The sequence below is a fragment of the Shewanella sp. SR43-4 genome, from assembly GCF_014163845.1.
Classification (GTDB): Bacteria; Pseudomonadota; Gammaproteobacteria; order Enterobacterales; family Shewanellaceae; genus Shewanella; species Shewanella vesiculosa.
In genome coordinates this window covers 83,979-109,905 of the sequence record NZ_JACJEB010000010.1, presented here as the reverse complement: position 1 = coordinate 109,905, position 25,927 = coordinate 83,979, and the positions used below count along the sequence as shown (strand labels likewise).

The 25,927-nt window shown below is 40.6% G+C and carries 23 protein-coding genes; 17 read left to right on the top strand and 6 right to left on the bottom strand.

The features are described from left to right. Positions 1-301: 301 nt before the first annotated feature. A complete protein-coding gene (locus H5123_RS13055) occupies positions 302-982 on the top strand; it encodes a 7-cyano-7-deazaguanine/7-aminomethyl-7-deazaguanine transporter (protein ID WP_182698242.1) in 681 nt (226 codons plus the stop codon). Between the two features lie 542 nt (positions 983-1,524). Here H5123_RS13055 and H5123_RS13050 read toward each other — a convergent pair. Next, complete coding sequence (locus H5123_RS13050) at positions 1,525-3,615, bottom strand: HAMP domain-containing sensor histidine kinase (protein ID WP_124016773.1); 2,091 nt, start codon at positions 3,613-3,615, stop codon at positions 1,525-1,527. A gap of 56 nt (positions 3,616-3,671) precedes the next feature. Then, positions 3,672-5,060: a sigma-54 dependent transcriptional regulator gene (locus tag H5123_RS13045; protein ID WP_182698241.1), complete on the bottom strand. Its 1,389-nt coding sequence runs from the start codon at positions 5,058-5,060 to the stop codon at positions 3,672-3,674. A 644-nt stretch (positions 5,061-5,704) separates the two neighbouring features. Here H5123_RS13045 and H5123_RS13040 point away from each other — a divergent pair. The 7 genes from H5123_RS13040 (at position 5,705) to mutM (ending at position 11,893) form a co-directional block, all read left to right on the top strand. Continuing rightward, complete coding sequence (locus tag H5123_RS13040) at positions 5,705-6,469, top strand: substrate-binding domain-containing protein (protein ID WP_371697349.1); 765 nt, start codon at positions 5,705-5,707, stop codon at positions 6,467-6,469. Further along, positions 6,466-7,173 carry an ABC transporter permease gene (locus H5123_RS13035; RefSeq protein WP_124016707.1) on the top strand — a complete coding sequence of 236 codons (708 nt, stop codon included), beginning with the start codon at positions 6,466-6,468 and terminating at the stop codon, positions 7,171-7,173. The genes H5123_RS13040 and H5123_RS13035 overlap by 4 nt, the downstream gene beginning before the upstream one ends. Before the next feature lie 58 nt (positions 7,174-7,231). Continuing rightward, positions 7,232-7,924 (top strand): energy-coupling factor ABC transporter ATP-binding protein, encoded by a 693-nt coding sequence (locus H5123_RS13030; RefSeq protein ID WP_404948312.1) that lies wholly within the window; start codon positions 7,232-7,234, stop codon positions 7,922-7,924. Continuing rightward, positions 7,908-8,498 (top strand): molybdenum cofactor guanylyltransferase MobA, encoded by a 591-nt coding sequence (gene mobA, locus H5123_RS13025; RefSeq protein ID WP_182698238.1) that lies wholly within the window; start codon positions 7,908-7,910, stop codon positions 8,496-8,498. The genes H5123_RS13030 and mobA overlap by 17 nt, the downstream gene beginning before the upstream one ends. A gap of 18 nt (positions 8,499-8,516) precedes the next feature. Next, the gene (locus H5123_RS13020) at positions 8,517-10,334 is read left to right on the top strand and encodes a bifunctional molybdopterin-guanine dinucleotide biosynthesis adaptor protein MobB/molybdopterin molybdotransferase MoeA (RefSeq protein ID WP_182698237.1); all 1,818 of its coding nucleotides are present in this window, start codon (positions 8,517-8,519) and stop codon (positions 10,332-10,334) included. A gap of 276 nt (positions 10,335-10,610) precedes the next feature. Continuing rightward, a complete protein-coding gene (locus H5123_RS13015; protein ID WP_182698236.1) occupies positions 10,611-11,069 on the top strand; it encodes a hypothetical protein in 459 nt (152 codons plus the stop codon). 8 nt (positions 11,070-11,077) lie between these two features. Next, positions 11,078-11,893 (top strand): bifunctional DNA-formamidopyrimidine glycosylase/DNA-(apurinic or apyrimidinic site) lyase, encoded by an 816-nt coding sequence (mutM, locus tag H5123_RS13010; protein WP_182698235.1) that lies wholly within the window; start codon positions 11,078-11,080, stop codon positions 11,891-11,893. 96 nt (positions 11,894-11,989) lie between these two features. On the opposite strand, the gene H5123_RS13005 is transcribed toward mutM, so the two are convergent. Both H5123_RS13005 and coaD read right to left on the bottom strand, forming a co-directional pair. Beyond that, a complete protein-coding gene (locus H5123_RS13005) occupies positions 11,990-13,495 on the bottom strand; it encodes a capsule assembly Wzi family protein (protein ID WP_182698234.1) in 1,506 nt (501 codons plus the stop codon). Between the two features lie 4 nt (positions 13,496-13,499). Next, positions 13,500-14,006 (bottom strand): pantetheine-phosphate adenylyltransferase, encoded by a 507-nt coding sequence (coaD, locus tag H5123_RS13000; protein WP_101088596.1) that lies wholly within the window; start codon positions 14,004-14,006, stop codon positions 13,500-13,502. A 235-nt stretch (positions 14,007-14,241) separates the two neighbouring features. Between coaD and H5123_RS12995 the strand changes: the two genes are divergently transcribed. The 4 genes from H5123_RS12995 (at position 14,242) to H5123_RS12980 (ending at position 18,312) form a co-directional block, all read left to right on the top strand. Next, positions 14,242-14,538, top strand: a complete 297-nt coding sequence (locus H5123_RS12995; protein ID WP_182698233.1) for a hypothetical protein — start codon at positions 14,242-14,244, stop codon at positions 14,536-14,538. Positions 14,539-14,624: 86 nt separating this feature from the next. After that, positions 14,625-15,341 carry a YjbF family lipoprotein gene (locus tag H5123_RS12990; protein ID WP_182698232.1) on the top strand — a complete coding sequence of 239 codons (717 nt, stop codon included), beginning with the start codon at positions 14,625-14,627 and terminating at the stop codon, positions 15,339-15,341. Further along, the gene (locus tag H5123_RS12985) at positions 15,338-16,120 is read left to right on the top strand and encodes a capsule biosynthesis GfcC family protein (protein WP_182698231.1); all 783 of its coding nucleotides are present in this window, start codon (positions 15,338-15,340) and stop codon (positions 16,118-16,120) included. The genes H5123_RS12990 and H5123_RS12985 overlap by 4 nt, the downstream gene beginning before the upstream one ends. Positions 16,121-16,122: 2 nt before the next feature. After that, complete coding sequence (locus H5123_RS12980; RefSeq protein WP_182698230.1) at positions 16,123-18,312, top strand: YjbH domain-containing protein; 2,190 nt, start codon at positions 16,123-16,125, stop codon at positions 18,310-18,312. A gap of 287 nt (positions 18,313-18,599) precedes the next feature. Here H5123_RS12980 and H5123_RS12975 read toward each other — a convergent pair whose 3' ends face one another. Next, on the bottom strand, positions 18,600-19,361 hold the full coding sequence (locus H5123_RS12975; protein ID WP_182698229.1) for a glycosyltransferase family 25 protein: 762 nt from the start codon (positions 19,359-19,361) through the stop codon (positions 18,600-18,602). 506 nt (positions 19,362-19,867) lie between these two features. On the opposite strand from H5123_RS12975, the gene H5123_RS12970 reads away from it, so the two are divergent. The 5 genes from H5123_RS12970 to H5123_RS20790 all read left to right on the top strand — a co-directional run bounded on the left by H5123_RS12970 (position 19,868) and on the right by H5123_RS20790 (position 24,829). After that, on the top strand, positions 19,868-20,869 hold the full coding sequence (locus tag H5123_RS12970; protein WP_182698228.1) for a glycosyltransferase family 9 protein: 1,002 nt from the start codon (positions 19,868-19,870) through the stop codon (positions 20,867-20,869). A gap of 52 nt (positions 20,870-20,921) precedes the next feature. Continuing rightward, positions 20,922-21,875, top strand: a complete 954-nt coding sequence (rfaD, locus tag H5123_RS12965; protein ID WP_182698227.1) for an ADP-glyceromanno-heptose 6-epimerase — start codon at positions 20,922-20,924, stop codon at positions 21,873-21,875. 46 nt (positions 21,876-21,921) lie between these two features. Next, positions 21,922-22,767 carry a glycosyltransferase gene (locus H5123_RS12960; RefSeq protein ID WP_124016696.1) on the top strand — a complete coding sequence of 282 codons (846 nt, stop codon included), beginning with the start codon at positions 21,922-21,924 and terminating at the stop codon, positions 22,765-22,767. A gap of 138 nt (positions 22,768-22,905) precedes the next feature. Then, the gene (locus tag H5123_RS12955; RefSeq protein WP_182698226.1) at positions 22,906-23,688 is read left to right on the top strand and encodes a glycosyltransferase family 25 protein; all 783 of its coding nucleotides are present in this window, start codon (positions 22,906-22,908) and stop codon (positions 23,686-23,688) included. Between the two features lies 1 nt (position 23,689). Next, positions 23,690-24,829, top strand: coding sequence for a glycosyltransferase family 9 protein (locus tag H5123_RS20790; RefSeq protein WP_182698225.1), 1,140 nt, complete (start codon positions 23,690-23,692; stop codon positions 24,827-24,829). A 66-nt stretch (positions 24,830-24,895) separates the two neighbouring features. Here the strand turns inward: H5123_RS20790 and H5123_RS12945 are convergent, their stop codons facing one another. Further along, a complete protein-coding gene (locus H5123_RS12945; RefSeq protein ID WP_124016693.1) occupies positions 24,896-25,891 on the bottom strand; it encodes a glycosyltransferase family 4 protein in 996 nt (331 codons plus the stop codon). Positions 25,892-25,927: the final 36 nt, after the last annotated feature.

Here is a 25,927-nt window from a genome sequence, read left to right as displayed (position 1 = left end):
TTCTAAGCTGACTCCAACGATGCTTGCTCGCCATGACTAGGCCTTTCGCTTGTACAAAACCCATGCTATTATCCCGCCCCCATGATTGCTGACCGCCATGAATTCGCTTAAAAAGGTTAATCAAGTGGTGTATTTATCAGCAAACACGACCAATAAACTATAATGATAATATTCTCTATAACAGGTATTAACTTATCGGCTTAACTCAGGCTATATAGTCTCGTTAACACCAGTAAATACTGTTAACTAATTAATAGCGGGTTCCCTCACCCCGCGCTAACCCAATTAAAAAGGCCACAATATGTTGACGTTAACCCAGGCGAAATATCGCCGAGCACTGATGCTATTAGTCAGTTTCCATATCTTAATTATTTGCGCAAGCAACTATCTTGTTCAGCTACCATTTCAGCTGTTTAGCTACCACACCACTTGGGGTGCATTTAGCTTTCCATTTGTCTATCTCGCCACCGACCTAACCGTAAGAATTTTTGGCCAACAAGCTGCTAGAGGCATTATTCTTAAAGCCATGATACCGTCACTTGTGGTGTCGTATTTAGTCGGGGTATTGTTTCACCAAGGTCAATTACAAGCATTTGGTGCATTAATCGAGTGGAACAGCTTTGTGTTTCGCATCGCCTTTGCCAGCTTTGTGGCGTACTTGATTGGCCAGCTAATGGACATCACTGTATTTGCTAAATTACGTCAGGCCAAAGCTTGGTGGGTTGCCCCCGCAGCATCAACATTAGTGGGTAACTTAGTCGATACCTTAGTGTTTTTCAGTATCGCGTTTTATGCTTCCAGTGATGTATTTATGGCCACACATTGGCCAGAAATTGCTAGCGTTGATTACGCCTTTAAATTGATCGTGAGCTTAGGATTGTTTTTACCGGCTTATGGGGTGTTATTGAAGGTACTACAAGATAAAATTTTATTAAATGACATCTCGGCTGATGACGACATTATTATTCATGCATCAAAGTAATCGTTGTTAGGATAGGTGAATAAGCAAAAAAGCATCGTCAGCTCAATTACAGTGCCGCCGATGCTTTACTTATTTAATATGCTCAGTTTTTATCAAATACGATGACAGTATTGTTGTTCTAAACAATATTCCACAGATTATCATCAGCACATTAATCGCAAGATGCTCCTCGCGTTCCAGTAACGTTCATCTAAGCGTGAATAATAACAATCAAACTAACACCAACCTCTAATACCAGAATAAGCGCCAAACTGTTTTATTTTACAAAATACATTTACATATAAGCAATAAGGCATAAACATTTTAAACAAAAACAATAGCTTATAATTTTATGTACTTAATTGAATGTAAAGATGCGATATATTATCTTAAATGCTTGCAAACACTAATGAGAATGATTATTATTAACTTGCGTTCCAAAACTCGGTTTAGTGATTAAAGACTTCATCACCTTTAATCACTTTTCAGAGTTCGCAAGCACGACATTGCTCATACACTCTTTGTGGCCGGATTCATCATCCGGCTTTTTTTTAGCTGTTTTCTTATTGTGCTTTTTCACCAAAATGTAAGCCTTCATAAGGCCCAAGTTGCTGATCATCTTTTGCCTTGTGGTAAAGACCAATGGTAAATATGGTGCCCTTACCTACTGTCGAATTCACTTCAATCGTACCACCAAGCCGTTTAATGATCCCATAGCTCAACGAGAGGCCTAAACCAGTACCATCTTTACGTGTAGTATAAAATGGGTCAAAAATACGACTCAAATCTTCTTTATTAATTCCCACTCCCTCGTCTTCAACTTCAATTTTAACGCCAATCGTTTTGCCATCTTCTAGCCAGTCATATGTTCGTAGCCAAATTCGGCCTTTGTTTTCAATCGCATGAGCGGCATTAACCATTAAGTTAATCAGTACTTGTAACAGCTGGGGACGATTGACTTCAACATCACCTGTGGCAGTGAAATCTTTGATCAGTGTGACCTCTTGTTGTTCAATGGAATGGCGGGCTAACAACAGCATCTCTTCAACAATTTGCGTCACTGGTTGCGATGTTATGGGGGCATTGAACTCACCTGGACGGCTGTATTGCAGTAGGCTTCGAATAATAGTGGTGATCCGGCCCACTTGCTGGAGCACTAACTCGATCTCTTCTTCGACTACGGCAGCATTATCACCAAGTTCATATTTTAACAGCTCCATATTGCCCAAAATTACCGCGGTAGGATTATTAATTTCATGGGCGATACCTGCGATGAGCTCTCCTAATGCGGTAAGTTTTTCATTGGTGACCAGTTGTTGTCTGGTCGCATGCAATAACGCCACATTACGCTCGAGCTCCTCCGTTTTATCTTGCAAGCTACGAGTACGCTGCTCAACTTTAATTTCAAGTTGCTCTGCAGCAGATTGAATTTGGGCATTACGTCTCTGTAATTGATCCAACATATTGTCAAATTGTTCGGCTAAATGTGCCAGTTCATTATCACCATTGATGTCTAATTTACCGATCCTGATATTGCGCCCAGATTGCACCGCAGTAACCACTTGGTGAATATACTCAATTGGCTGTAATAAGCTGTTTGCTCCCCGGTACACTAGAAAACCTGAAATCAATAACACAAACACTAAAATGGTACCGAGCTCGATAATATTGAGTAAATAATTATGCAGAAAAGGAGACTCAGAAAAGCCCACATAAACCATCCCAATCCGTTTACCGCGCACATCCTGTAAAGGTAAATAACCAGAGATGTACCAATCATTGAGAACAAAGGCACGATTTATCCATGTTTGCCCTTCAACCAATACTTGTTGATACACTTCATTAGACACCAGCGTACCTAATGCTCTATTGGGTTTATTCGGGTCTTTGGGAAATTGCTCCATCGGCACATTAGTACTAATCCGAATATTATCCAGAAAAAGGGTCACGGTACCGATTGAGCGTTCTGGTAATGTGCCTTTGCCGTACACTAAGTCACGAATATTATCGACGATGGCAGTATTGCGGTTAAACAACATACCACCATCTAAATACCAAAATACATTACCCGACTGGTCGGCTATCGGTAATAAGGTTCGGCTTAATAAACCACGTGTTTCGATATTTTGTAGAGGCTGTTTGGCATGTAATGTGGGAATTAAGCTAATGTTAGCTTGGGTTGCTAGACTTGAATTAATTCTTTCGAGACGTTTAGCTGACAGCACCATCAAACCAGAAAAAGCCTTCTGTTGAGTTTGGTGCAACATCAAACGTAAGTCGGGATCCGCGGCAGCATCTGCGACACGAATTAACCTTAGAAAGTCTAATCCTGATGCTTTTTGCTGCTGTTCTAATAGTATATTTAGCGCACTAATAACCTTGGGATCAGCTTGCTGCTGACTGTGTTGTAGTAACCTAAATGCATGTTGAAAATCCCATGATTTACTGATCGACTCTAAACTGTCTTGTTGGCGTTCCTGCACTTGCATCAAGGTACTATTAGCGACAACCAAATCAGCCTTTACCTTCATAAACAATTGCTTACCTGTATATATTACATTCCAATATATGGTTATAAAAACTAAGCTAACCAGGGTTAATACAATAGGCAGAGATGTCAGAAACAAGATCCGATAACGTACTTTGGCTTGCATTTGCTGCCAACTAATACCGAAAACTCGTGTAAAAAAACCCTTCGAATTCGCCACGTTTATGTTTCCTCGTGACCTTCTTCGGCGTGATTCAACCAATCTTTAAATTTTCGATCTAATGTTTTTCGCGACACACCTAAATCGCGGGCAGCCGCAGATTTATTGCCGTTATGATTATCAACAACCTTTGTGACATGTTGTTTTTCAACTTCTTTCAATGGCCAATTAAGCGGGTAACCCATGGCATCGTTGACCATAACTGACGCAGGTTTTTTCCAATATTCAGCAGGGGGTTTGCCTAATAAAATACACCGTTCAATCATATTACGTAGCTCACGAATGTTTCCAGGCCAATCATGTTGCTGCAGCACTTGCAGATCTTCGTGGCTCCAAATAACGTCTTTAATACCCAATTCTTGTGACAATTGTAAGGTAAAATAATGGGTAAGTTCAGCAACATCATCGGGGCGAGATCGCAAAGATGGAATAACAATATTTAATACATTCAAACGGTAAAATAGATCGCGCCTAAAACGTCCCGCCTCAACCTCATCGATTAATAAACGATTAGTTGCCGCGATAACGCGCACGTTAATATCCACTTCTTTTTCGCTTCCAACTGGACGAATCGCACGCTGTTCAAGCACTCTTAATAATGCCGTTTGCATATTCATTGGCATTTCGCCAATTTCATCCAAGAATATTGTGCCACCCGAGGCATAACTAAATAAGCCTTCACGATTACCTTTGGCCCCTGTAAATGCACCTGCAGTATGGCCAAACAACTCACTGGCCAACAGATCTGGGGCTATTGCACCACAGTTCACCGGCACAAATGCACCACTTCGACCGCTAAGCAGATGTAGCTGTCTGGCCACCAGCTCTTTACCCGTACCAGACTCGCCTTCAATTAACACCACAGCGTTCGTCGGGGCGATGCGTTCAATCACTTCTTTAACATCGCGAATAGCTTCACTGTTACCAATAATAGTCGATGATTGACCGTGCGATAATTCACGCTTTAGCATAAAATTCTCACGCTTAAGCAAACGTTTTTCGATACAACGATCAACGGCAGTGATCATCTGCTCTAAATGAAACGGTTTCATAATAAAGTCACACGCACCCGCACGTAATGCTTTGATTGCCACATCCATATCGGCGTAACCAGTCATAAAAATAATATCGGATTGGTGCTCGGGATCATTAAGCGCTTCATGCCATTCAATACCCGATCTATCAGGCAAGCGAATATCCACAATCAATAAATCGAAATGACCATGACTGCGTAACTCTTCAGCTTGGGCAATTGAAGAAGCGGTTTCAACCAAGGCAAACTTTTTAGCCAAGGCTTTCATCAAAAAACTGCGCATACCGGGTTCATCATCAACAATGAGTACTGACATTGTGGTCTTTGCTACTGGGTTGGCATGTTCATTTGGACTCATAAATGGACTCTTATATGGACGCTTTGGCAAGCTTTGTAATACTGTATCACTGAATTCAAATCACTTGGTCACTATGAACCATAGAAAGGTGATCATGGGACAATTTGTCTAATATAAATAACCATAGCTTGGGAGCAAGTTCACAGTTTCGATTTTATGCGTGAACAGTATTTGCATTAAAGTACTTTGGCATTTAACTTGCTTATTACGTTGGGAATTAGTTATTTCCTAATGCATTTAATTTTTTAGTTAGGGCTTGTTGATCTTTCGAGATGAATTTTTACGCAGTTTATAGCCATTTCTCCGAGGCGAAGCTTATAGCATGTGATCATTCTACATGAACAAGCGGTCAAGTAATAGAAAGTGGCTACAAGTGCTGCCCGAAGGGTTCAACTTAAGCGTGTGACGCCTTTGCAAGTAGAAGTCTTTGTTGCAAATTATTCGCTTAGAAGGCTAGGCGCCATAACTTGCTCTGCGATTTTGATACAAGGTGCGACACGGTTTACGTTTAAAAATTTTGATCATCAAAGATCAACAGACCAAAAATATGAATATCATAACGATTAATATATCAAGGAGCGGCAATGTTAAAACTCAAAGCAAGCATTAGTATTCTGATAGCAGCATCGGTACTTAGTGGAGCGATGTTTAGCCCTACTGCACTGGCAAATGAAGTGATTAAGTTAGCAACCACAACCAGTACTGAAAACTCAGGCCTACTGGGGGCACTGTTACCTAAGTTTGAAGCTGAATCAGGTTATACTGTTCAAGTTATTGCAACGGGTACAGGTAAAGCATTAAAACTTGCCAGCCAAGGAGATGTTGACGTTGTGATGACTCATGCCCCAGATGCTGAAGCGAAATTTATCGCCGATGGCGATGGTATTGAACCGCGCGGCATTATGGAAAATGATTTCGTGGTATTAGGACCTAAAAATGATCCTGCGGCAGTAAAGTCTAGCAAATTAGTCACTGAAGCCTTCAGTAAAATTGCCCAAAGTAACAGTAAATTTGTTTCTCGCGGTGATAACTCTGGTACCCACATGAAAGAATTAATCATTTGGAAAGATGCCGGCATTACACCAGACTTTGCAGGTTATACCTCTGTAGGCCAAGGCATGGGTAAAACGTTATTAATGGCGGATGAATTACAAGCTTATACATTAACCGATCGTGGAACGTATATTGCTTATAAAGCTAAACTCGATCTCAATATTAGCTTTGAAGGTGGCGATAAATTAGCTAACCCTTATCAGATCATGTTAATTAACCCAGCAAAATACCCAGACTTAAATCATAAGGGTGCCAGAGCATTGAGCGATTGGTTTATTAGTCCTGCAACACAAACTATGATTAACAATTATAAAGTGCAAGGAGAGCAATTGTTTAAGGCAACCTATAAAAAATGAGTGATGGCTGGTTAGTACTATTGCAGCAAGCATTTAGCTTGCTGCTCTCTTTTGACCCTCATGTTTGGGCCATTATTAATATTTCTTTTTCAGTGTCTTTTGCTGCACTATTGATCACGATTATTCCCTCTATTATTTTAGGTTTTATCCTTGCTTTTAGCCACTTTAGAGGTCGTTGGATTGTCACTAACTTAGTGCAAACTTTACAATCCATTCCTACCGTTGTAATCGGTTTATTAGTCTATTTATTGCTGACCCGTAATGGCGCTTTAGGTGATTTAAAATGGCTATTTACTCAAAAAGGCATGATTCTGGGTCAAATGCTAATTTGCGCCCCGGTATTGATAGCATTATCACAAGCAGCATTTTCGAGTGTCGATCGTCGAGCTTGGGAAACATCACGAACCTTAGGAGCATCCTGGTTACGCGCAGTGTGGACTTTATGCCGTGAATTACGGGTGCCACTCTTACTCGCTATTATCGCCGGTTTCAGTCGAATTTTAACTGAAGTGGGTTGCTCTATGATGGTCGGTGGCAATATTATGAATGTCACTCGTAATATCCCTACGGCTATCGCCCTCGAAACGAGCAAAGGCGATTTTGCCCAAGCAATTGCCTTAGGACTGGTGTTACTCATATTAGCCTTAGTGTTAAATTTCATCTTGGGTTCATTGCGAGGCAAAGCCGTCCCAAGGAGCCATTAAAATGTCGTTAGCGAATAACGCTGTTAAATACCCAGTCAGTATTGAAGCTAAAGATGTCATGATTAAATTTAATCAAAAGATGTTATTTTGTGCTGATAGACTTAACTTTAGTCAGGGTGATGTCATTTATCTGCAAGGTGATAATGGCTCAGGTAAATCAACCTTGATGAAGCTACTTGCTGGATTACAGTCCCCTACTAAGGGCCAAATTGAGAGTCATGGCTTTGTGCCCACACCTTGGTGGCGAACTCAGTCGCTTTTAGGTAAAGCAGTCTATTTGCATCAGCATCCTTACCTGTTTGAGGGGTCTGTCAAATACAACTTAACTTATGCCTTAGCTCAACGGTCGTTATCGTCAGAACAACGAAAAAAACGCATTAGCCAAGCGATTCATATGTCTCAATTAACTGACTTGCTTAACCACCATGCCAGCGATTTATCTGGCGGAGAGCGACAACGCCTTGCCATCGCAAGAGCCTGGATCGCTCAACCAAAACTATTAATGCTCGATGAACCGATTTCGAATATGGATAAACACTCGCAGAGTTTAGTGCTTGCGATGATTAATCAATTAAAACAAGATGGCACAGGACTATTAATCAGTAGCCATCAAACCTGTGGCCTGACGGCGTTATGTCATCAATATTGGCACATCAAACAACATACCATTCATACCAGCATGCATGTTCCTACAGTAGAAGAAGTGCATCAGGCTAATACAACGGAATTACATTATGGCACCACAAATTGACGCAGTAATTTTAGCTGGCGGCATGGCTAGGCGCATGGGTGGCAATGACAAAGGCCTAGTGAGTCTTAATGGCCAAGCCATGATTTGCCATACAATTGATAAGCTAAAAAGCCAAGTCGATGGCATTATGATTAATGCTAACCGTAATCAAGAGCAGTATGAACAATGGGGTTACAAAGTCTTTAGCGACCAAGATAGTGGTTATCTAGGGCCGCTTGCTGGAATGGTCACCGCATTAAAGCAAACTGAAGCAGATTATCTTCTGGTCGTGCCTTGTGATTGCCCAATGTTACCTGATGACTTAGTCGTAAGGTTATTAGCGGCTTTAGAGCAACAGCAAGCCGACCTTGCTGTGGCCAGTGATGGTGAGTATGAACAACCCGTAGTATTACTATTAAAACCTCATCTAGTGACATCGATGCAGGCTTTCTTGGATGCGGGAGAGCGCAAAATTGATTTGTGGTACAAGCAACATAAAGTGGCAGTAGAAAGTTTTGCCGACCAACCCAATGCATTCGTTAACATCAATACACCAGAACAAAAACATCAGTTAGCAAAGCAAATTGCCAAGTAATTTCAGTAGAGGTACTTCATGACAGCATTATTTACCAATCCATTGCCGATCCCCGTTTTAGGTTTTTGTGCATACAGCGGCACTGGGAAAACCACCTTACTGAAACAACTTATTCCGTTATTGAATCAGCGTGGTTTACGTTTGGCAGTCATAAAACATGCTCACCATAATTTTGATGTCGATATTCCAGGTAAAGACAGTTTCGAAATGCGTAAAGCAGGAGCAAAACAAGTCTTAGTGGCGTCGAATATGCGTTGGGCGTTAATGACCGAAGATCCGCTCGATGATGATCCCCAGTTACAACACTTATTGCGTCAAATTGAAGTCGATAAAGTGGATATTGTTTTGGTAGAGGGCTTTAAAAAGTTAGCATTACCTAAAATTGAACTACATCGTGCAGCACATAATAAGCCATTGATCCATATCCATGATGACAATATTGTCGCTATCGCCTGCTGTGATGAGACGACTGTCCCTGCATCTTTAACTCGTTTAGATTTAAACAATGTGGCACAAATTGCTGATTTTGTTCAGCACTACCAACAAAACTGGCAAGCTACAGTCATCAATTTACCGGTTGATGCCAGTAAAGCGGCGAAAATAGACGACACCGCAAACAATAAAAACGGTATTAGTGTATCGCAAGGTGTAGCTGCAGTGTTGGCACAAATTACACCAACCAATCACCCCGAAGTCGTTGACCTGATTGATATCGATAATCATGTGTTAGCACAAGATATTATTTCTGAAATCAATGTGCCGCAGCAAACAAACTCCGCAATGGACGGTTACGCATTTGCCTTCAATAGCATAGCTAACGCCCCCCTCAAAGTTGTCGCTGAAGTGTTAGCAGGACATCACTATCCTAATATTTTACAAGACGGTGAAGCAGTGCGCATTATGACTGGAGCTACCGTGCCACAAGGCGCCGATACGATTCAGGCAATCGAACTGGCAAATGAGCAAAATCAAAAATTAATACTGCTTGAAACAGACAAGATTATCAAAGGCCAACATGTTCGCCTTGCTGGTGAAGATATAGCTCAAGGTCAAGTCGCTTTAGCTGCTGGTACAAGATTAGGTGCTGCAGAACTGGGATTAATGGCCTCACTCGGTTTCCATCGATTACCGGTATTTAAACGCCCGATTGTGGCGGTATTTTCTACCGGTGATGAAGTAAGTCAGCCCGGCGATCAACTAAAAGCTAACTGCATTTATGACGCTAATCGCTACACGATTTTATCTATGGCGAAAAAGCTCGGCTGTCAGGTCATCGATCTCGGTATCATAGATGACAACGAGCAGACACTGACCAATACCCTCATTGATGCCGGAACCAAAGCAGATATTGTGATCAGTTCTGGCGGCGTATCCGTGGGTAATGCCGATTACATTAAAATGGCTCTCGCGAATGTGGGCAATACCCATTTTTGGCGGATTAATATGCGCCCAGGAAGACCGCTTGCGGTGGGTAATATTAATCAAAGTCTCTTTTTTGGCTTACCGGGTAACCCAGTGGCTGTCATGGTGGCTTTTCTACAATTTGTGCAGCCGGCTATTCGTAAAATGGCAGGCGAAGCAAACTGGCTACCGCAATTTATTCCCGCCATTGCCAGCCAACCACTGCGAAGCAAAACAGGTCGCACAGAGTTTTTACGCGGTATTTATACTCTTGGGCCTGATGGCAAAATTCATGTCAGTACAACGGGGGCGCAAGGTTCAGGCATGCTCAGTTCGATGGTCAATGCCAATTGCCTTATCGTCATTGGCGATGACCATGACACCATACCCACTGGTGGATCTGTATTTATTCAGCCATTTGCCGATTTATTGTAACTGAAACTAAACACGTCCCCGATTGTCATTACATTAAAATCATGACGTCATGATATTAATGTAATGACTATCGGGGAATGCAGTAAAGCAGATAATTCATTGCTCATCGTTAATCTAAAACCCTATCCGCAACCGTATCAATACTACAACAAAGATTAACTTACGGATGACTCCTGAGCCGATTCGTTTTTTATCTCCTGGGTGATACACTCAAAAATCAACAGGGCACAATGCTGCCTTAAGATAAATAACATCATCCGATTAAAGGTAATGACTATGGCGCTTTCTCGTAAAAGTTGGAACTATATTATTATTGGGTCCAGTGTATTTATGATTGCCGTACTGTCTTTCATCAATGATAAAACGGCTAGCGTTCCCGCTGATGCTGTGGCTTTATTTGACTCGCAAATGCCTTTAAAGCAATTACACCTCGATGATATATGGCTAAGTCAACAAGATGGTCAATGGCAATGCCACCAGCAAGTACTCAATTGTCAGCAATGGGCCCAATCATGGCAAAACATTAGTGTGTCACCATTAAAAACCGAACCAGAGCATAGCCTTGCAGAGCAGACGCTCACGATCGCGATTAATCATGTTCACACAGCACAACAATGGCGTTATTTTCCAAATGAAGGTCTATTACAATCGTCTAACCAAAATTGGTATCAAGTACCACCCAGTTTACGCGCCGATTTACAGCCTATTCTTGCCGTTCCTTCTCAATCAAAATAAGAGTTTTTATGCCTGAATTACCGGAAGTTGAAGTAACCCGCCTTGGGATCAGTCCTTATCTCATAGACCAAACTGTCAGTGAGCTCATTGTCCGTAATGGATCATTACGCTGGCCAGTGCCGGACGTGGCACAAAATATTGTCGGCCAACGGATTAATAATGTTCGTCGCCGCGCCAAATATCTATTAATCGACACTGATGCGGGCATCACCATAGTTCATTTAGGTATGTCCGGTAGTTTACGTATTTTGCCGCGTAACACCCCGGTAGAAAAGCACGACCATATTGATTTAATCCTCGATAATGGTCGTATGTTGCGATTTAACGACCCGCGACGCTTTGGCGCCTGGCTATGGTACGAATTACCAGAAGAGGCTCATCCATTGCTATCAAAGCTTGGTCCAGAACCATTAAGCCCGCATTTCACACCATTACAATTGCAAGCTGCACTGGCTGGCAAGAAAAAAGCCATTAAGTTATGCCTAATGGATAATCATATCGTAGTGGGAGCAGGTAATATTTATGCTAATGAAGCACTATTTGCAGCAGGGATCCATCCACAAGCTGCCGCTGGGAGTATTGACCTAGAAAGGTTAACCATTCTTGTGGCGGAAGTTAAACAGATTTTGGCTCATGCTATTGAGCAAGGTGGAACAACATTGAAAGATTTCATTAATGCAGATGGTAAGCCAGGATATTTTGCGCAAAAGTTGCATGTTTATGGTCGCGGCGGCGAAACATGTACCAGCTGTGGCAACTTATTAAGCGAGATAAAACTCGGTCAGCGTACTACAGTATTTTGTGGTTTATGCCAGCAACGGTAAATGTCTAGCCACTGCGCCTAGCATTAACCAATAAAAAAGGGAGCCATTCGGCTCCCTTATATCATCAACCTCAACTCGGTTAATCAACCATAACGCTTAAAACTTATATTCGTAAGTTGAAAAAATAGTCCCTTGACTATCATTGGCTTGCACTTCAAATTTGGAATTTGCCACACTGCCGCCTAAGGTCAACATACCGTTAAACGCCGGCAAGCGATATGACAACTCGAGCATCATAATATCTTCTTTTAATGGTTGCGGCGCCCATTCACTATCAAAGTTTCCACCGTCTTTATTAAGCTGAGCATAGCGTAGTAGCGTAGTAAAACCATGACTATTATCAAATTGGCCTATTAACCCTAAAACATAAACATTAGCATCGCTGTCGTAGGTGCTACCAAAAGCACGACCATAATAACGTGAACCACTTAGGTAGGTTGAATGTTCGTAAAAACAGTTCGAATTGGCATCCGTTTCGCTTTCAAAGCAATACACCAAAGTATTTGTATATTCTAAGAACAATTTATACTGCTGGCTATTAAAGTTAATCCTTGTGTCAATACCAACCATTTTAGCACAATCAGCAATTTCCCATGGCTGACCAGTTGAATCTTCACAGGTTCTTTCCAAATAAAGTCCTACAGGGATATTGAACCACTCATCAGCATAACGGACATCAAAGCCAGCCATTTGATTACCATAATTCGAGCAACCTTCATATAACTCAGTGTCTATTCGACAATCTCTTTGTCCAGTAATAGATTTAACAGCAGTATTAAAGCTACACTCTTGGCCTTCACCACAAAACTGTGTGGTCCAAGACAAGCCTATTTCTAACTGTTTGAATGGCTTAATGGCACCGCGAAGGTTCCACAATAGAGCATGAGGAGCATAACGTTCTTTTTCTGTAACACTAATACCTCCAGTTAAACTCCAATCACCAATCCATGACAGCCAAGGCGTTTCGAATGCTTGTGAATTATTACGGCTGACCATCAACGATGGCATGGGTCTGGCATTGTTCGATTTATGCAGCGAGGAGTCAAATCCTGGTCCCCACCACTGGCCAACACTGCCAGCAGTGACAATCCAATTGCCTAACACCACAGCAATATAAGAATCATCTAAACGGATTTCTTCGTCGTCCGCAGGGTTATAATTTGCAGAGGTGGAAATCTTATAAGCGAAACGCTCACCTGTGTATTCGTGTGAGCCTTGTAATTGGCCCTGTTCACGATAATCAGAGCCAAAATGTTGAAAGCGCGCCTCATCAGATGCAGCAGCCACTTTGATACTGGTGTTACCACGATTACCCACAGCATTCTGGTAGTAAAAGTTAACCCGTGCGAAAGCGTCCACTAAGTCAGGAGTTAATATCGAAGGCTCAACGTTGGCAAGATCAGCTCCAATACCCGCCCACATCAATGGAAACGTATTAATCGGCGCACTAATCACACCTGCATCGGCTAAAGCTTGGATATCTGCGCGTAAATAGATATCTGAAGTATCAACCCATGGCGCAGCTTGAGCGCTGGTGTAAACCATCATAGCGCTTAGCCCCAATGCGGCAGTAACACTAGCTAAACTAAATCCCTTTATCATACGACTACTTACCTTTATTTTCTGCTTGAATTTGTGCCACTTTCTGTTTCAATGCCGCCGCGATCTGTGGATGAACAAACTGGCTTACGTCCCCCCCATGCAAGGCAACTTCCTTTACTAACGTAGATGAAATAAATGAATTCTCTTCCGCTGGCGTCAAAAAAACACTTTCAAGATCGGGGCTTAAACGGCGATTCATATTTGCCAACTGAAACTCGTATTCGAAATCAGATACTGCTCGTAATCCACGCACCAAGACACTAGCATGTTGCTCTTTAGCAAAATCAACTAATAGACCAGTAAAGCCAACAACTTCAACATTATCTAAATGTGCAGTCACCAAATTAACTTGAGCGACACGCTCTTCGAGGCTGAAACGAGGTTGCTTAGAAGGGTTTGATGCTATACCAATAATCACGTGCTTGAATAAGCGTGCTGCACGTTCAATTAAATCGGCATGACCGTTAGTCACAGGATCAAAGGTACCTGGATAAATAGCTCTTCTGTGCATAATAATGCCATTGTGGTTAGTTTTCAGTGATTTTATCAGCACATTATGTCTCAACACACTTGTCATCAACAATTAATTAAATCTTTTTTGTCAAAAAACAAGATCCAATACATTATTCACTGAACATCACTGAATATTTATTGAGCAATTTTATCGAATTTAATATGGAAGTGAATTGATTGTATGCTAATCTATCAAAAGGTTTGTTTGGATAATTTACGGGAATACTTTGAATATGAAAAAATTAGCTATAGCGTTAACAACGGCTTTATTAATGATTAGTTCAGCTCAAGCGGCTGAAGAAACTACTGGTGCTGGTACTGGTGGTACTGCTGGTGCTGGAGCTGGTGCTGGTGGCCTAGGTGCTGTAACTGTAGGTACTCTTGCAGTTTCTGCAGGAATTCTTGCTAGCGTAGCCGCTTTGACTGTGAATGATAGTAATTCTAATAGCGGCTCAGGTACTGGAACTGGCACGGGTACAACAACAACGAGCACTGGCACAGGTACTACTACAACTTCAGTTACAAACTAAAGTCGTTAGTAAAATAAAAAAGCACATTTTTAATGTGCTTTTTTTATTTTCCATAAATATTATCAAGCTTAAGGAATTGAGCTAGTATGTCTTTTATTTTAAATAGCAAAACTCTATTTATTATCTCTTTGATCACCTTATCTGGTTGCAGTAACACTTCATCCCAAATTGCTAATATGGTTAAAGAAAGTATCATAGGACCACCTGATTCGGTCATTTCAGCAAGCAAAATTGAAAGTAGTCCATATGCCAGTATCTACGTCAGAGTAAATAAGTCTTCTCAAGCCTATGTATTACTTGCTTTTGCTGAAGCATCACAAACAATTCCTGCTACGCCATTTTCAAAAAAAAATGCTGAATTAAAGTGGGTTTCATCTGATGCTGCAATGCTGGTTACTCGTAACGGTCGCTTACTAAAGACAGTTAATTTGTTTGATGGCAACCTTGTCACTCTTAGTAGCGAACAAATCGATCCAATTTCATTAGGACTTCATTTAACCAGCACACCAATGCAATGGCAAAGTACTATTGATTGGCAACCCGGTTACCATTTTAGTTACAAACAGCAATCAACCTTTACCTTTATTGCTGATGAGACCGTTATCATCAATGAGAGTCCCGTGATATTGAAAAGGTATGATGAACATGTATTTATTCCCAAATTAGGTATCGAATACAATAACCAGTTTTGGATTGATGCCACTTCTGGCATGGTCTTTAAAAGCAACCAAAAAATTGCTCCTAATCTCCCTTATATTGATATCACGCTGTTAAAGCCTTATACATTTGAGGATATAAAATGACGCTGTTTATTAGATTTCTACCGCTTTTGTTAATTTTTCTTGCTCAAAGTGTCAGCGCTGAAACAACAATTACCGTCACACAATCAGCATCAGCAACTAAAACATTAACGCTTGAATATTCACAACCTGTTCGCTTGGTGCAAGTTATTGAAGACAGTTTGGCAAACATTAGTAAATTAGTTTCTCAAAATGACATCCAGCCACAACCTATCTATTGGTTATCTGCCGGACTTTATGACCTATCCACGGCCACGGCAGTAGAAAACCAGCAACAACAAGTTTTACATTTACTGAGTAACCAAGATTCCAATAAAAATAAGCCACAAAATATTCAAGCAATGAAAGCATTATCAGATTGGATAATGGTTAATGAATTCGCAAAACGTGAAGCAATTGTTTTGGACTTTGACTCAATAAGACTTAAAGAAGAACTCAATCCACTTATTTCAGGACACTATTTATTCTCATTACCGACCAAACCTGAATATGTAATGGTATTAGGGGCAGTAGAGAAAAATGGCAAACAACCGTTTCGAGTTAGGCAAAATGCAACAAAATACCTCGATTGGGCTTTACCAATAGATGATTCAGATAACAGTTTTGCATGGTTAATTCAACCTGATGGAAAAGTTGAACATTACCCTATTGCCTATTGGAACAATCACCATACTGACATTGCGCCGGGGGCAATTATTTACCTTGAATTTCGAGGTGCTCAAGAAAATGAACAAGTATTAAATCAACAAGTGATTGAATTATTAAAATATTGGATACGTTAACCATGAGCAATGTCAAGCAGAATGTTAGTTACCTTTTCGTCATTCCTTTTATGTTTAGCAGTGTACTTGTATCCGAAAAAGCACTAAGTGATGAGTTATCTAAACAGAAAGTTACTCCTTCACAATATGACTTTGGCGGTGTCGGTCTGATACAAATGCCTACAGGTAGAATGGCCGCAGAAGGTGAATTTAGTGTTAACGCCACCTTTAACGAAGATTATTATCACGGTGCATTATCTATCCAGCTTTTCCCTTGGTTAGAAACCACCATTCGCTACACTCAAGTACCCGATGTACTTTACAGCAATGATCCTAACTTTAGTGGTGATACCTATTACACCGATAAAGGTATCGACGTAAAACTGCGCTTACTAGAAGAAAGCTATTGGATACCTGAGACGTCTATCGGCGTACGTGATATCGGCGGTACAGGCTTATTCGATAGCGAATATATTGCTATGACCAAAGGATTTGGACCGTTCGATGCTACTATTGGGTTTGGGTGGGGCTATATAGGCAACCGCGGTAATTTAACCGGTACTAACAAATCATCATCAGTAGATTGTAACCGAAATACCGGCTATAAAGGCAAGGGTGGTAATGTTGACTTTGAACGTTGGTTTAAAGGCTGTAGTGCCGTTTTCGCTGGTATTGAATATCAAACCCCTTGGGATCCTTTACGTATAAAGGTTGAGTACGATGGAAATGATTATAAGTCTGACTTTGCCGCTTTACGTACTGGTAATGAACTGAAACAAAGTAGCCCAATAAACTATGGCTTATTGTATAAAGTAAGTAACTGGGGCGACTTTAAGCTAAGTTATGAACGGGGTAATACCTGGACATTAGGCTTTAGTTTAGCCACTAACTTTAATACCTTAAAATCTAACTGGCGCGACACACCAAAGCAAGCTATTGAAGATAAACCTGATATGGCCGATCGCAAAGTTGATTTACCAGAATTAAATAAACAACTGGCTTATGATGCCGGATACAAAGGCGCCAAGATTTACATCAAAAATGATGAAGTCACCGTGGTAGCAACTCAAACAAAATATCGTGACAGAAAATATGCACACAATCAGGCTGGGCGTATTTTAGTAAATCAGTTCCCTAGCGCCAAGACTTTCAAAATTATTGAAAATACTGCACGCTTACCTACAACTGAAACAGATATTGATGCTCATAAATTTAAAGATGCTGTCCAGCATAACTACATTAATGCAAACATTGAAGATAGCACTAAAGTAATCGAACCCACTCTACCTTCTGAAAAACCCGATTGGGAAACTCCTGATCAATGGAATTATGGCTTTGCGCCAAAACTTGATCAATCTTTTGGTGGTTCTGAAAATTTTTACCTTTTTAACTTTGGTATTAATGGATCTGCGGGTCGTTGGTTAACAGATAATATAGAAGTAAGTAGCTCTATTTATATTAACTTGTTTGATAACTACGACCAATTTAAATATAAAACACCACCAGATGGTACTGACTTAAAACGTGTCAGAACTTTAGTCCGACAATACGTATCTGATAATCCAGTTCGAGTTGATAACCTACAACTAACTTGGTTAGATAAACTCAGTGAAAATATCTATGCCCAAGCCTATGTAGGCTATCTAGAAATGATGTTCGGTGGTGTTGGTGGGGAAGTACTATACAGACCAATGAATAGCGAATGGGCGTTTGGGGTGGATGCAAACTACGTTAAACAGCGCGACCCAGATAACCTTTTTGGTTTATTTGACCAAGAAGTCAACTTTGATCCCGACTCCGGACGTTTTTACCGTGCTCAAACAGGTACATTCACAGGTCATGCTAGCGTATATTATCAACCAAACTGGTTCGACGATGTTCTTCTTAAAGTCAGCTATGGTCAATATTTGGCAGAAGATCGCGGTGTAACCGTTGATTTCTCTAAGCAATTTAAAAGTGGTGTCATTGTTGGTGCATTCGCCTCTAAGACAGACTTATCTGCTGATCAATTCGGTGAAGGCAGTTTCACCAAAGGATTTTATATCTCGATCCCGTTTGATGCCATATTACCTACGCCAGTGACCAATCGCGGAAATCTTGCTTGGCAGCCATTAACTCGTGATGGTGGCCAAAAGTTGGGACGTAAATTTGAATTATATGGCGGTACAGATGCCCGAGCACCTTGGCTAAATAAGCCTTCTACAACAAAATAAATGCCAACGGGGACGATATGAATAATTCACATCGTCCCCGAAGCAATCACTAGCCCTCTTCACAAGAACTCAGAATAATAAATGAAGAAAAATCATTAAGTATTCTTTCGGTTTCAGCATTTCAATAAAAACCTTCATGTGATTTCAAATACTGATGCAAAGTAAATTTACTCATCCCACTCGGTAGTAATCAATGACTATTGAATGAGACCAATTAGGCTAGCAGTATAAAACACAATTGTGACGGTAAATTATCTAACGTTCAGATGACTTACCTTGTAAAATCACTATGATTTATAGCTTTTAAATCGCGGAAGTGATGGCAATTGTTGTTTATATTTTAACAATTCCAGCTCGTATTTCACTTTTTGCCAAATACGCAACAAATGATGACGCTTAGCATTATTGCGTCGCCCTTGTCGGCTAATATCACTGTCTAAATCGGTCGCGATCACCGGGAAAGGTCTAACAACAAAACAGCGTAATTGTTTTTCATACCAATACTGAATATCAATATCCACAGGACGTGCAATAGGATAGGCCGTAGCTAATAATTTTTCAGCACCAGCCAATGACACGCACTGCCCGCGAGTCGAAGACGGCAGCTTCAAACACGTCGATAAACTAAAACGATCATCAAGCGCTATCGATTGTACAATGCCTTTCTGCTTACGCCCATGACACAGTTTGATGTAATCCCAATCTGTAGATAAATTATCGATATGCTGTATCACAGTCATCAATGCGGGATCTAAGACAGAATCATCTTCGAGAATTAAGGCATAATCTAATTGCTGATCAATAATCATTTGCCAACATTGCACATGACTGAGGTAACAACCAATTTCACCTAAATTCAGTTTTTTATCGTACTTTTGAAGGTTTGTTTGCGGATCATATACTTTGCTAATGTCGGTAGCGTGTAAATCCTTACCATATACGGCAGAAATACGTTGATATTCGATACCTAACTGTTTGAGTTGATCATCCATGAAGGTAAATCGTTCTGTACTGCTATCTAAATTTATTAGAAAAACTTTAAATTTCATATACTAATAACCCAAACACCTATTTTAATCATGTTCAACTACTGACGATTAACCCAATAATACTCAGTCGTGATGATATCTGCTGAATAAAATGGTCGATGCTTCAGTTAGGTTACTTTTGCCAGTGACATTTGATGTAATCCGTTGAATAAGCTTGAAATAACCGTTATTAAATTAGTGGTTATTTGCGTCCTGTATCTCACATACATTTCACTATTTTGAGAGTGAGAGGTTTGGGAGTATATCACTAATATTATCGCTTTAGTTTGTTGTCAAAAAACTTCTTCATTGTCACCAGATGAGTTAACAATAACAACCGGCATTTACTCACCCTCAATACAATTCCTAATGCAAAACGATGAACAAACGGTCTTGAGTTGATATACTTGGCAGAAGCGTTATACCTCAATCATCATGATGGTTAATAGAATCGTTAAAAGTTACACTATAATGAGCCCCATCATCTGATGGAATTAAGTTAATATTTTTATCTTTCAGACACTAATATGAAAAAAATCTTAGTCATCAAACACGATAAAATTGGCGATTTTGTACTGACATGGCCTGCATTCTATCTACTCAAACAAGCCATTCCAGATGCGACAATTGACGTATTTGTTGCCAAAGTAATTACACCTTTTGCCGAAGCATGTCCCTATATTGATAATGCTATTGCTGATTCTGGTGATGACAAAGCTATCGCAGAACATATTGCCAAGCAAAATTACGATGCTGTCATCGTGGCACATTCTGAAATGAGAATGTATAAGCTCTTAAAAAACATTGATATTCCATACAAGCTAGTGCCGAAACATAATTGGTATCAGTATCTGTATAAACATCGAGCAAACACAGATTACAAAAAAGGTGAAGGTTGTTGGCGTGGCAGCTGTATGTTGATAGAACATTTTTTACACCATCATGGTTATCCTATCCCAAGTTTACCGAAGCAGTATTGGGATATGAGTGAATATAAACCTAAATGGCAGCAATATTATGGCCAACAAGGTGATGAAAAGCTGATTTTTATTCATCCAGGTACCGGTGGTTCTTCGGGCAGTGTTGCAGAAGTCGATCTGGCAAAAATGATCAGCCAAATCAACCGCCTTACCCAAACAGCTTGTCATTTTGTTTTAACCTATAATGGCGATGAATTGGTTTTAGCCCAAAATATTCAAGCGTTACTTGCAGATCAACCTATACGCGTTTCAATAGCGAAACCATTAAGCAGTTTGCGTGATTTTGCCGAATCGCTAGTTGCCGCAGACATGTTTATTGCCGGTTCAACAGGCCCATTGCATATTGCCGGCTTACATAATGTACCGACTGTCGGTTTTTATGCCGGTAGACGATCAGCACCACATATTAGATGGCAAACGTTAACCGAGCCGAGTAAGCGACTCACTTATACGCCGCCAATTGGTAAGAAAACTGGCCGTAATATGTCGCTAATTGACTTTGATCAAGTGTCCCAAGAAATTGCAGATTTTTTGAATAAGTTATCTTAATCGCAATAGGTTCAGCCTGCTCATCTAGAGCACAAATATTGGAAATATTATTATGATAGTGGTTACAGGCGCAGCAGGGTTTATTGGTAGTAATTTAGTTAAACAACTTAATGCCATGGGACGAAATGACATTATTGCCGTTGACGATTTAACCGACGGTACCCAAATGTTTAATTTAGCCGATTGTGAAATCGCCGACTATCTTGATAAAGATGATTTCATCAAGCAAATTCAAGCCGGTGATTTTGATAACGCACTCGAAGTAATCTTCCATCAAGGTGCTTGCTCATCGACCACAGAGTGGGATGGCAAGTTTATGATGGCTAACAACTACGAGTATTCAAAAACTTTATTACATTATAGCCAAGCCAATAACTGTCAATTTATCTATGCTTCTTCGGCCTCGGTATATGGCGGCAGCGAAAAGTTTATTGAGCAACGTGAACTCGAGAAGCCGCTGAATGTCTACGCTTACTCCAAGTTTTTATTCGACCAGTATGTAAGACAACAAAAACTTACCAGCCAGGTAGCTGGTTTACGTTATTTCAATGTCTATGGTCCGCGTGAGCAACATAAAGGCGGTATGGCCAGTGTGGCTTTCCACTTTAATAACCAAATTAATCATAATGGTGTATGTCGTTTATTTGAAGGTGTGGATGGTTATGACAATGGCCAGCAACTTCGTGACTTTGTGTTTGTCGAGGATGTCGTTAAGGTTAATTTATGGCTCTGGCAGAATCCATCAGTATCTGGCATTTATAACTGTGGTACTGGCCAAGCACAAAGCTTCAATGATGTTGCTAATGCTGTGATTGCGTATCATGGTAAAGGACACATTGAGTACATTCCTTTCCCTGATAAGCTTAAAGGTGCCTATCAGAGTTACACTCAGGCTGATTTAACCCAACTAAGAGCCGCCGGTTATCACGCCGAATTTAAAACGGTCGAACAAGCGGTACCAGAGTATTTAAATTGGCTTAAGAGTCAGCACTTTATTGGTCAATAATGACGAGCAACCGTTAAGCTAACTCCTACTTTACTTGGATACAATAATGAAAAAAGCTATCTTCACGCTTGCGATTGGTGATGAAAATCCGATGTACCGAGCGGCACTGCTCAGCTTTGAGCAATATGCACAAAAAGTTGGCGCGGATCTCATTGTATCTAAAGAGTTTCATTATCCAATCACAATTACAGATCCTCAACATACCGCCAGCCCTGCATGGACTGAAAAACTGTATATTAAAGAAATTCTGAAACAATATGATCGCGTATTGTATGTCGATGCTGACATTATTATTCAACCCGATGCAGAGAATATCTTTGAGGTTTACGATGACCTGAACACGGTTTATTTGTTTAATGAAGGCGAGCACTTAGAGCGCCAAAGTGTAATTGATAAAATAACCTCAATTATGGGGCCTGTCGATAACTGGCCTGTGGTCAACAATCGCCCAGTGTATTACAACTTAGGTTGTATGCTTATTTCGAAGCAAAACCGATTGTTTGATATTGCTAAACTCGACGATCTGCAACAGCTATGTAACCATATCAAGTATTACGAACAAACATATGTAAACTACTTATTGCACCGAGACGGTCTAAAGCATCAGAATATTTCGCCTAAATTTAATCGCATGGACTTTATGGGGCCAGAGCATTATCGCGATGCCAGTTTTATTCACTACGCTGGCCGAGGCTACAGTAATTCATCGCTCAAGCGAGAAGTAAGATTTGTAAATGACTTTTGCGAGCTATTCAAAGGTCACATCGATGACAACACATTAGATGAAATTAAACAAAGTGGTTGGGATCTGTTTATCAATAAAGCCCAACAACGCTATAAATTACCCAAACCGATTATCAATGCGATAGCAAAGCGTTTTATCACTATTTAATAAAGGGTTATTGACCCTATTCTTAGCGTAATAGGCATTGAGATTTAACCCGTTTAGCAACAAAGTATTCCGTGAAAAAGGCATTGAGATTTAACCCGTTTAGCAACAAAGTATTCCGTGAAAAAGGCTTAATTATTCATGTTAAAGTACAAAGTGTTTGTTATTAATTTGGCTCGTTCGCAAGAGCGGCTGGCACAAATTGCAGCGCAACTTGCGGCGGTTAACATTCCGTTTGAACGCATTGACGCTGTTGAAGGTAAATTGCTATCAAGCGAAGAAATCGAAGCCGTATCCCCCGCACGTATAGCCAGACAACATTATTATCGCGATCTCAGTGCTGGTGAAATCGGCTGTAGTTTAAGCCACAAACGAGCGTGGCAAAAAATTATCGACGACGATTTAGACTTAGCCTTTGTATTTGAAGATGATATTCACCTTGAGGCTAACTTTGCCGATACAATCAACATGATCCTCAATCTGCCCACCATGGATTGGGACTTTATTAAGCTATATCCATTGACACGAAAAAGTCGTAAAAATATTCAGTCGTCGATGCACTATGGTGAATTTGAATTTGTGACCTATAAAAAATTTCCACTTGGGGCAATGGCCCAAGCCATTAGTCGTCGTGGTGCAGAGTCACTGATTAAACATATGCCTTATATTGTTCAACCAGTAGATGGTCATTTAAAATCTTGGTGGAGCCTAGGAATAACGCCTTTTGGCTTGCTGCCTTACTGTATTTCTGTCGACATAGAAGGTCCGTCAGATATTAATCCTGACGGTAACTTAGAAAGAGCACCTCAACGACGTGTGACAAAGTTAATGTTAAATTGGAGCCGGGCATTGATGCGATTTATCGCAACACCTCAGCTGGAAAAACAATTTCGTCAATTCACTCAAGCGTTAAAAAAGGATTAATGTGTCTTCATTAATTAGCCATACACAATTACAAAATGCCCAGCGTATTTTGTATATGACCCACTTAGCCATTGGTGATTTTGTTTACCAGAGTGTCTGGTTAAAAGCCCTAAAAGCTAAGTATCCACATTTGGTTATTGATGTGTGGTTTGATGATTGTCGTAGTCGTCCACAATCGTGGGCAACAGGCCGCAATAAAGTCCTCAATGAATGGATAGACTCACTGGGTATTATCGATAACACTTACCCCATTGTTGGCGATCTCGCCCAAAGACAAGGCTATATCAGCCAAGCACAATCGCTCAATTATGATTTAATTGTATTTATTGGTAAGAATCGCAGTGAGCAGTTCGCAAAAATTGCTCGAAAAATATCAACTTCAGCCTTTGTCGTCGCCTCTAAAAGTAAACCATTGAGTAACCCGATAGCAAAATGGCTGTATTTTAATAATATAAATGCCTACTTCAGCTACGATGACATGGTTAAGAGCAGCCAACATATTACCGATTTATATAGCCAATGTTTCGAGCGGGCGTTAGGTCTTACTTGTGGCGATTTAGTCGATGGTCAAAAGCAGTTAGTGTTTCATGTTGATGCCATTTATCAACAACAAGCTTGTACACTGATTAACAAGTTAACCGCAAATGACACCAATAAACTGGTGGTGTTTGTAAACCATTTATCCACCGCCGATAAACGTGATTATCCTTTTACTCAACTTAAACAAGTGATTTTGACTCTCGAACTTCAATATCAAAATCTGGTGTATATTTTCAACTGTCCACCAGATAAATTGAATGAAGTGACCACTCAAGTTGCTGAAGATAGCGAGCTAAACCATTTAGCGATTACCACATTTACCGCCAAGCAAAACTTCTTTCAATTGCCCGCCTTAATTGCACAAAGCGATATCGTCATTAGCGCTGAAACCGCTACGGCACACTTAGCTGTATGCATGGATAAACCACAAGTGACCATAATGTCGAATGATTTAACCCTATGGCAACCCAAGGGCGACAGTATTATTTTAACTGGTAGCGGCCAAGCGAAATCAATTACACCGCAGCAAATTGTTGATGCATTCACCCAACAGCTAAAGCAACATTATAGTGGCACGCCCAAGCTAGCTGAACGGTTATAATTGGAGTCAATAAAAAAGGCCGAATAGGCCTTTTTTATTGAAACGGTTAACCGTGAATGATACGAGTTATGACATCAATTCGGTAACAGGCAGTAAATCTAATAAGCTCTGGGTAGCATAAGGTGCAGCCTGATTTAAATATTCACCATTAAGCACCTTGTCGTACATGGCTTGATATTGCTGCGCCATCACATCGGCATTAAACACATCCCTTGCCACTTGGTGACACACTTTACGATCAAAACGATCTAGGTGCTTCAGTGCATCCACCATCTCATTATAATCTGTAGTCAGAAGTCCCATTTCAGGTTGGGTGATAATCTCAGGTAAAGACCCAAAGGGTGTTCCAATAACTGGCGTACCTAAAAACAGGCTTTCGGTTATCGCCAAGCCAAAGGGTTCATGCCATCTCACTGGAAATAATAACGCTTGTGATTGCTTAATAATCGTAAATTTATCATCGCCACCCACCATGCCTTTAAAGTCGATATTCATATCAAGGTTAAAGTAGCCTTTTTTACCAAACTCAAATCGTTTACCGCCCAATACCGCTAATTTATGACCCGCTTTTTTAGCAATCTTAGCGGCGCCAGTCATGTTTTTATGACGAACCGTCGCTTTACCCAAAAAGTGAACATAGTTACTGTTAGATTCAAAGCTAGGTTGGCCATACTCAGACCAATCTAGGCCATTGTAAACATAGCAATCACTGTGATGATTATTAGCATGGCGCTGGGAGATAAAAATAGTGTTGCGATCATATTGTTTCGCTTTATCTGCATTGGCGTGTTCAGTGCACACAAACGGCTTATCTAATTCGCCGGTAAAGGCGCAATGAAAATGCACCACATCAGGCCAATCAGTAATCTGTTGATTAAATGATTTTCTCTTATCGTACAACAAGGTTCCTTCAGGCCTAATATCATGTGGGCGCATCAAAAACTTAACTTCGTGACCTTGCTGTTTTTGAGCGGTAGCCAATGACCATACCACGCGCTCAGTACCGCCAAACTTAAACGCCGGAAACGGTCCTCGGCAAAGTAGTACATGTAAGATTTTCATTTAACCTTTCCATATTGAATATGTCACCGAACAGAA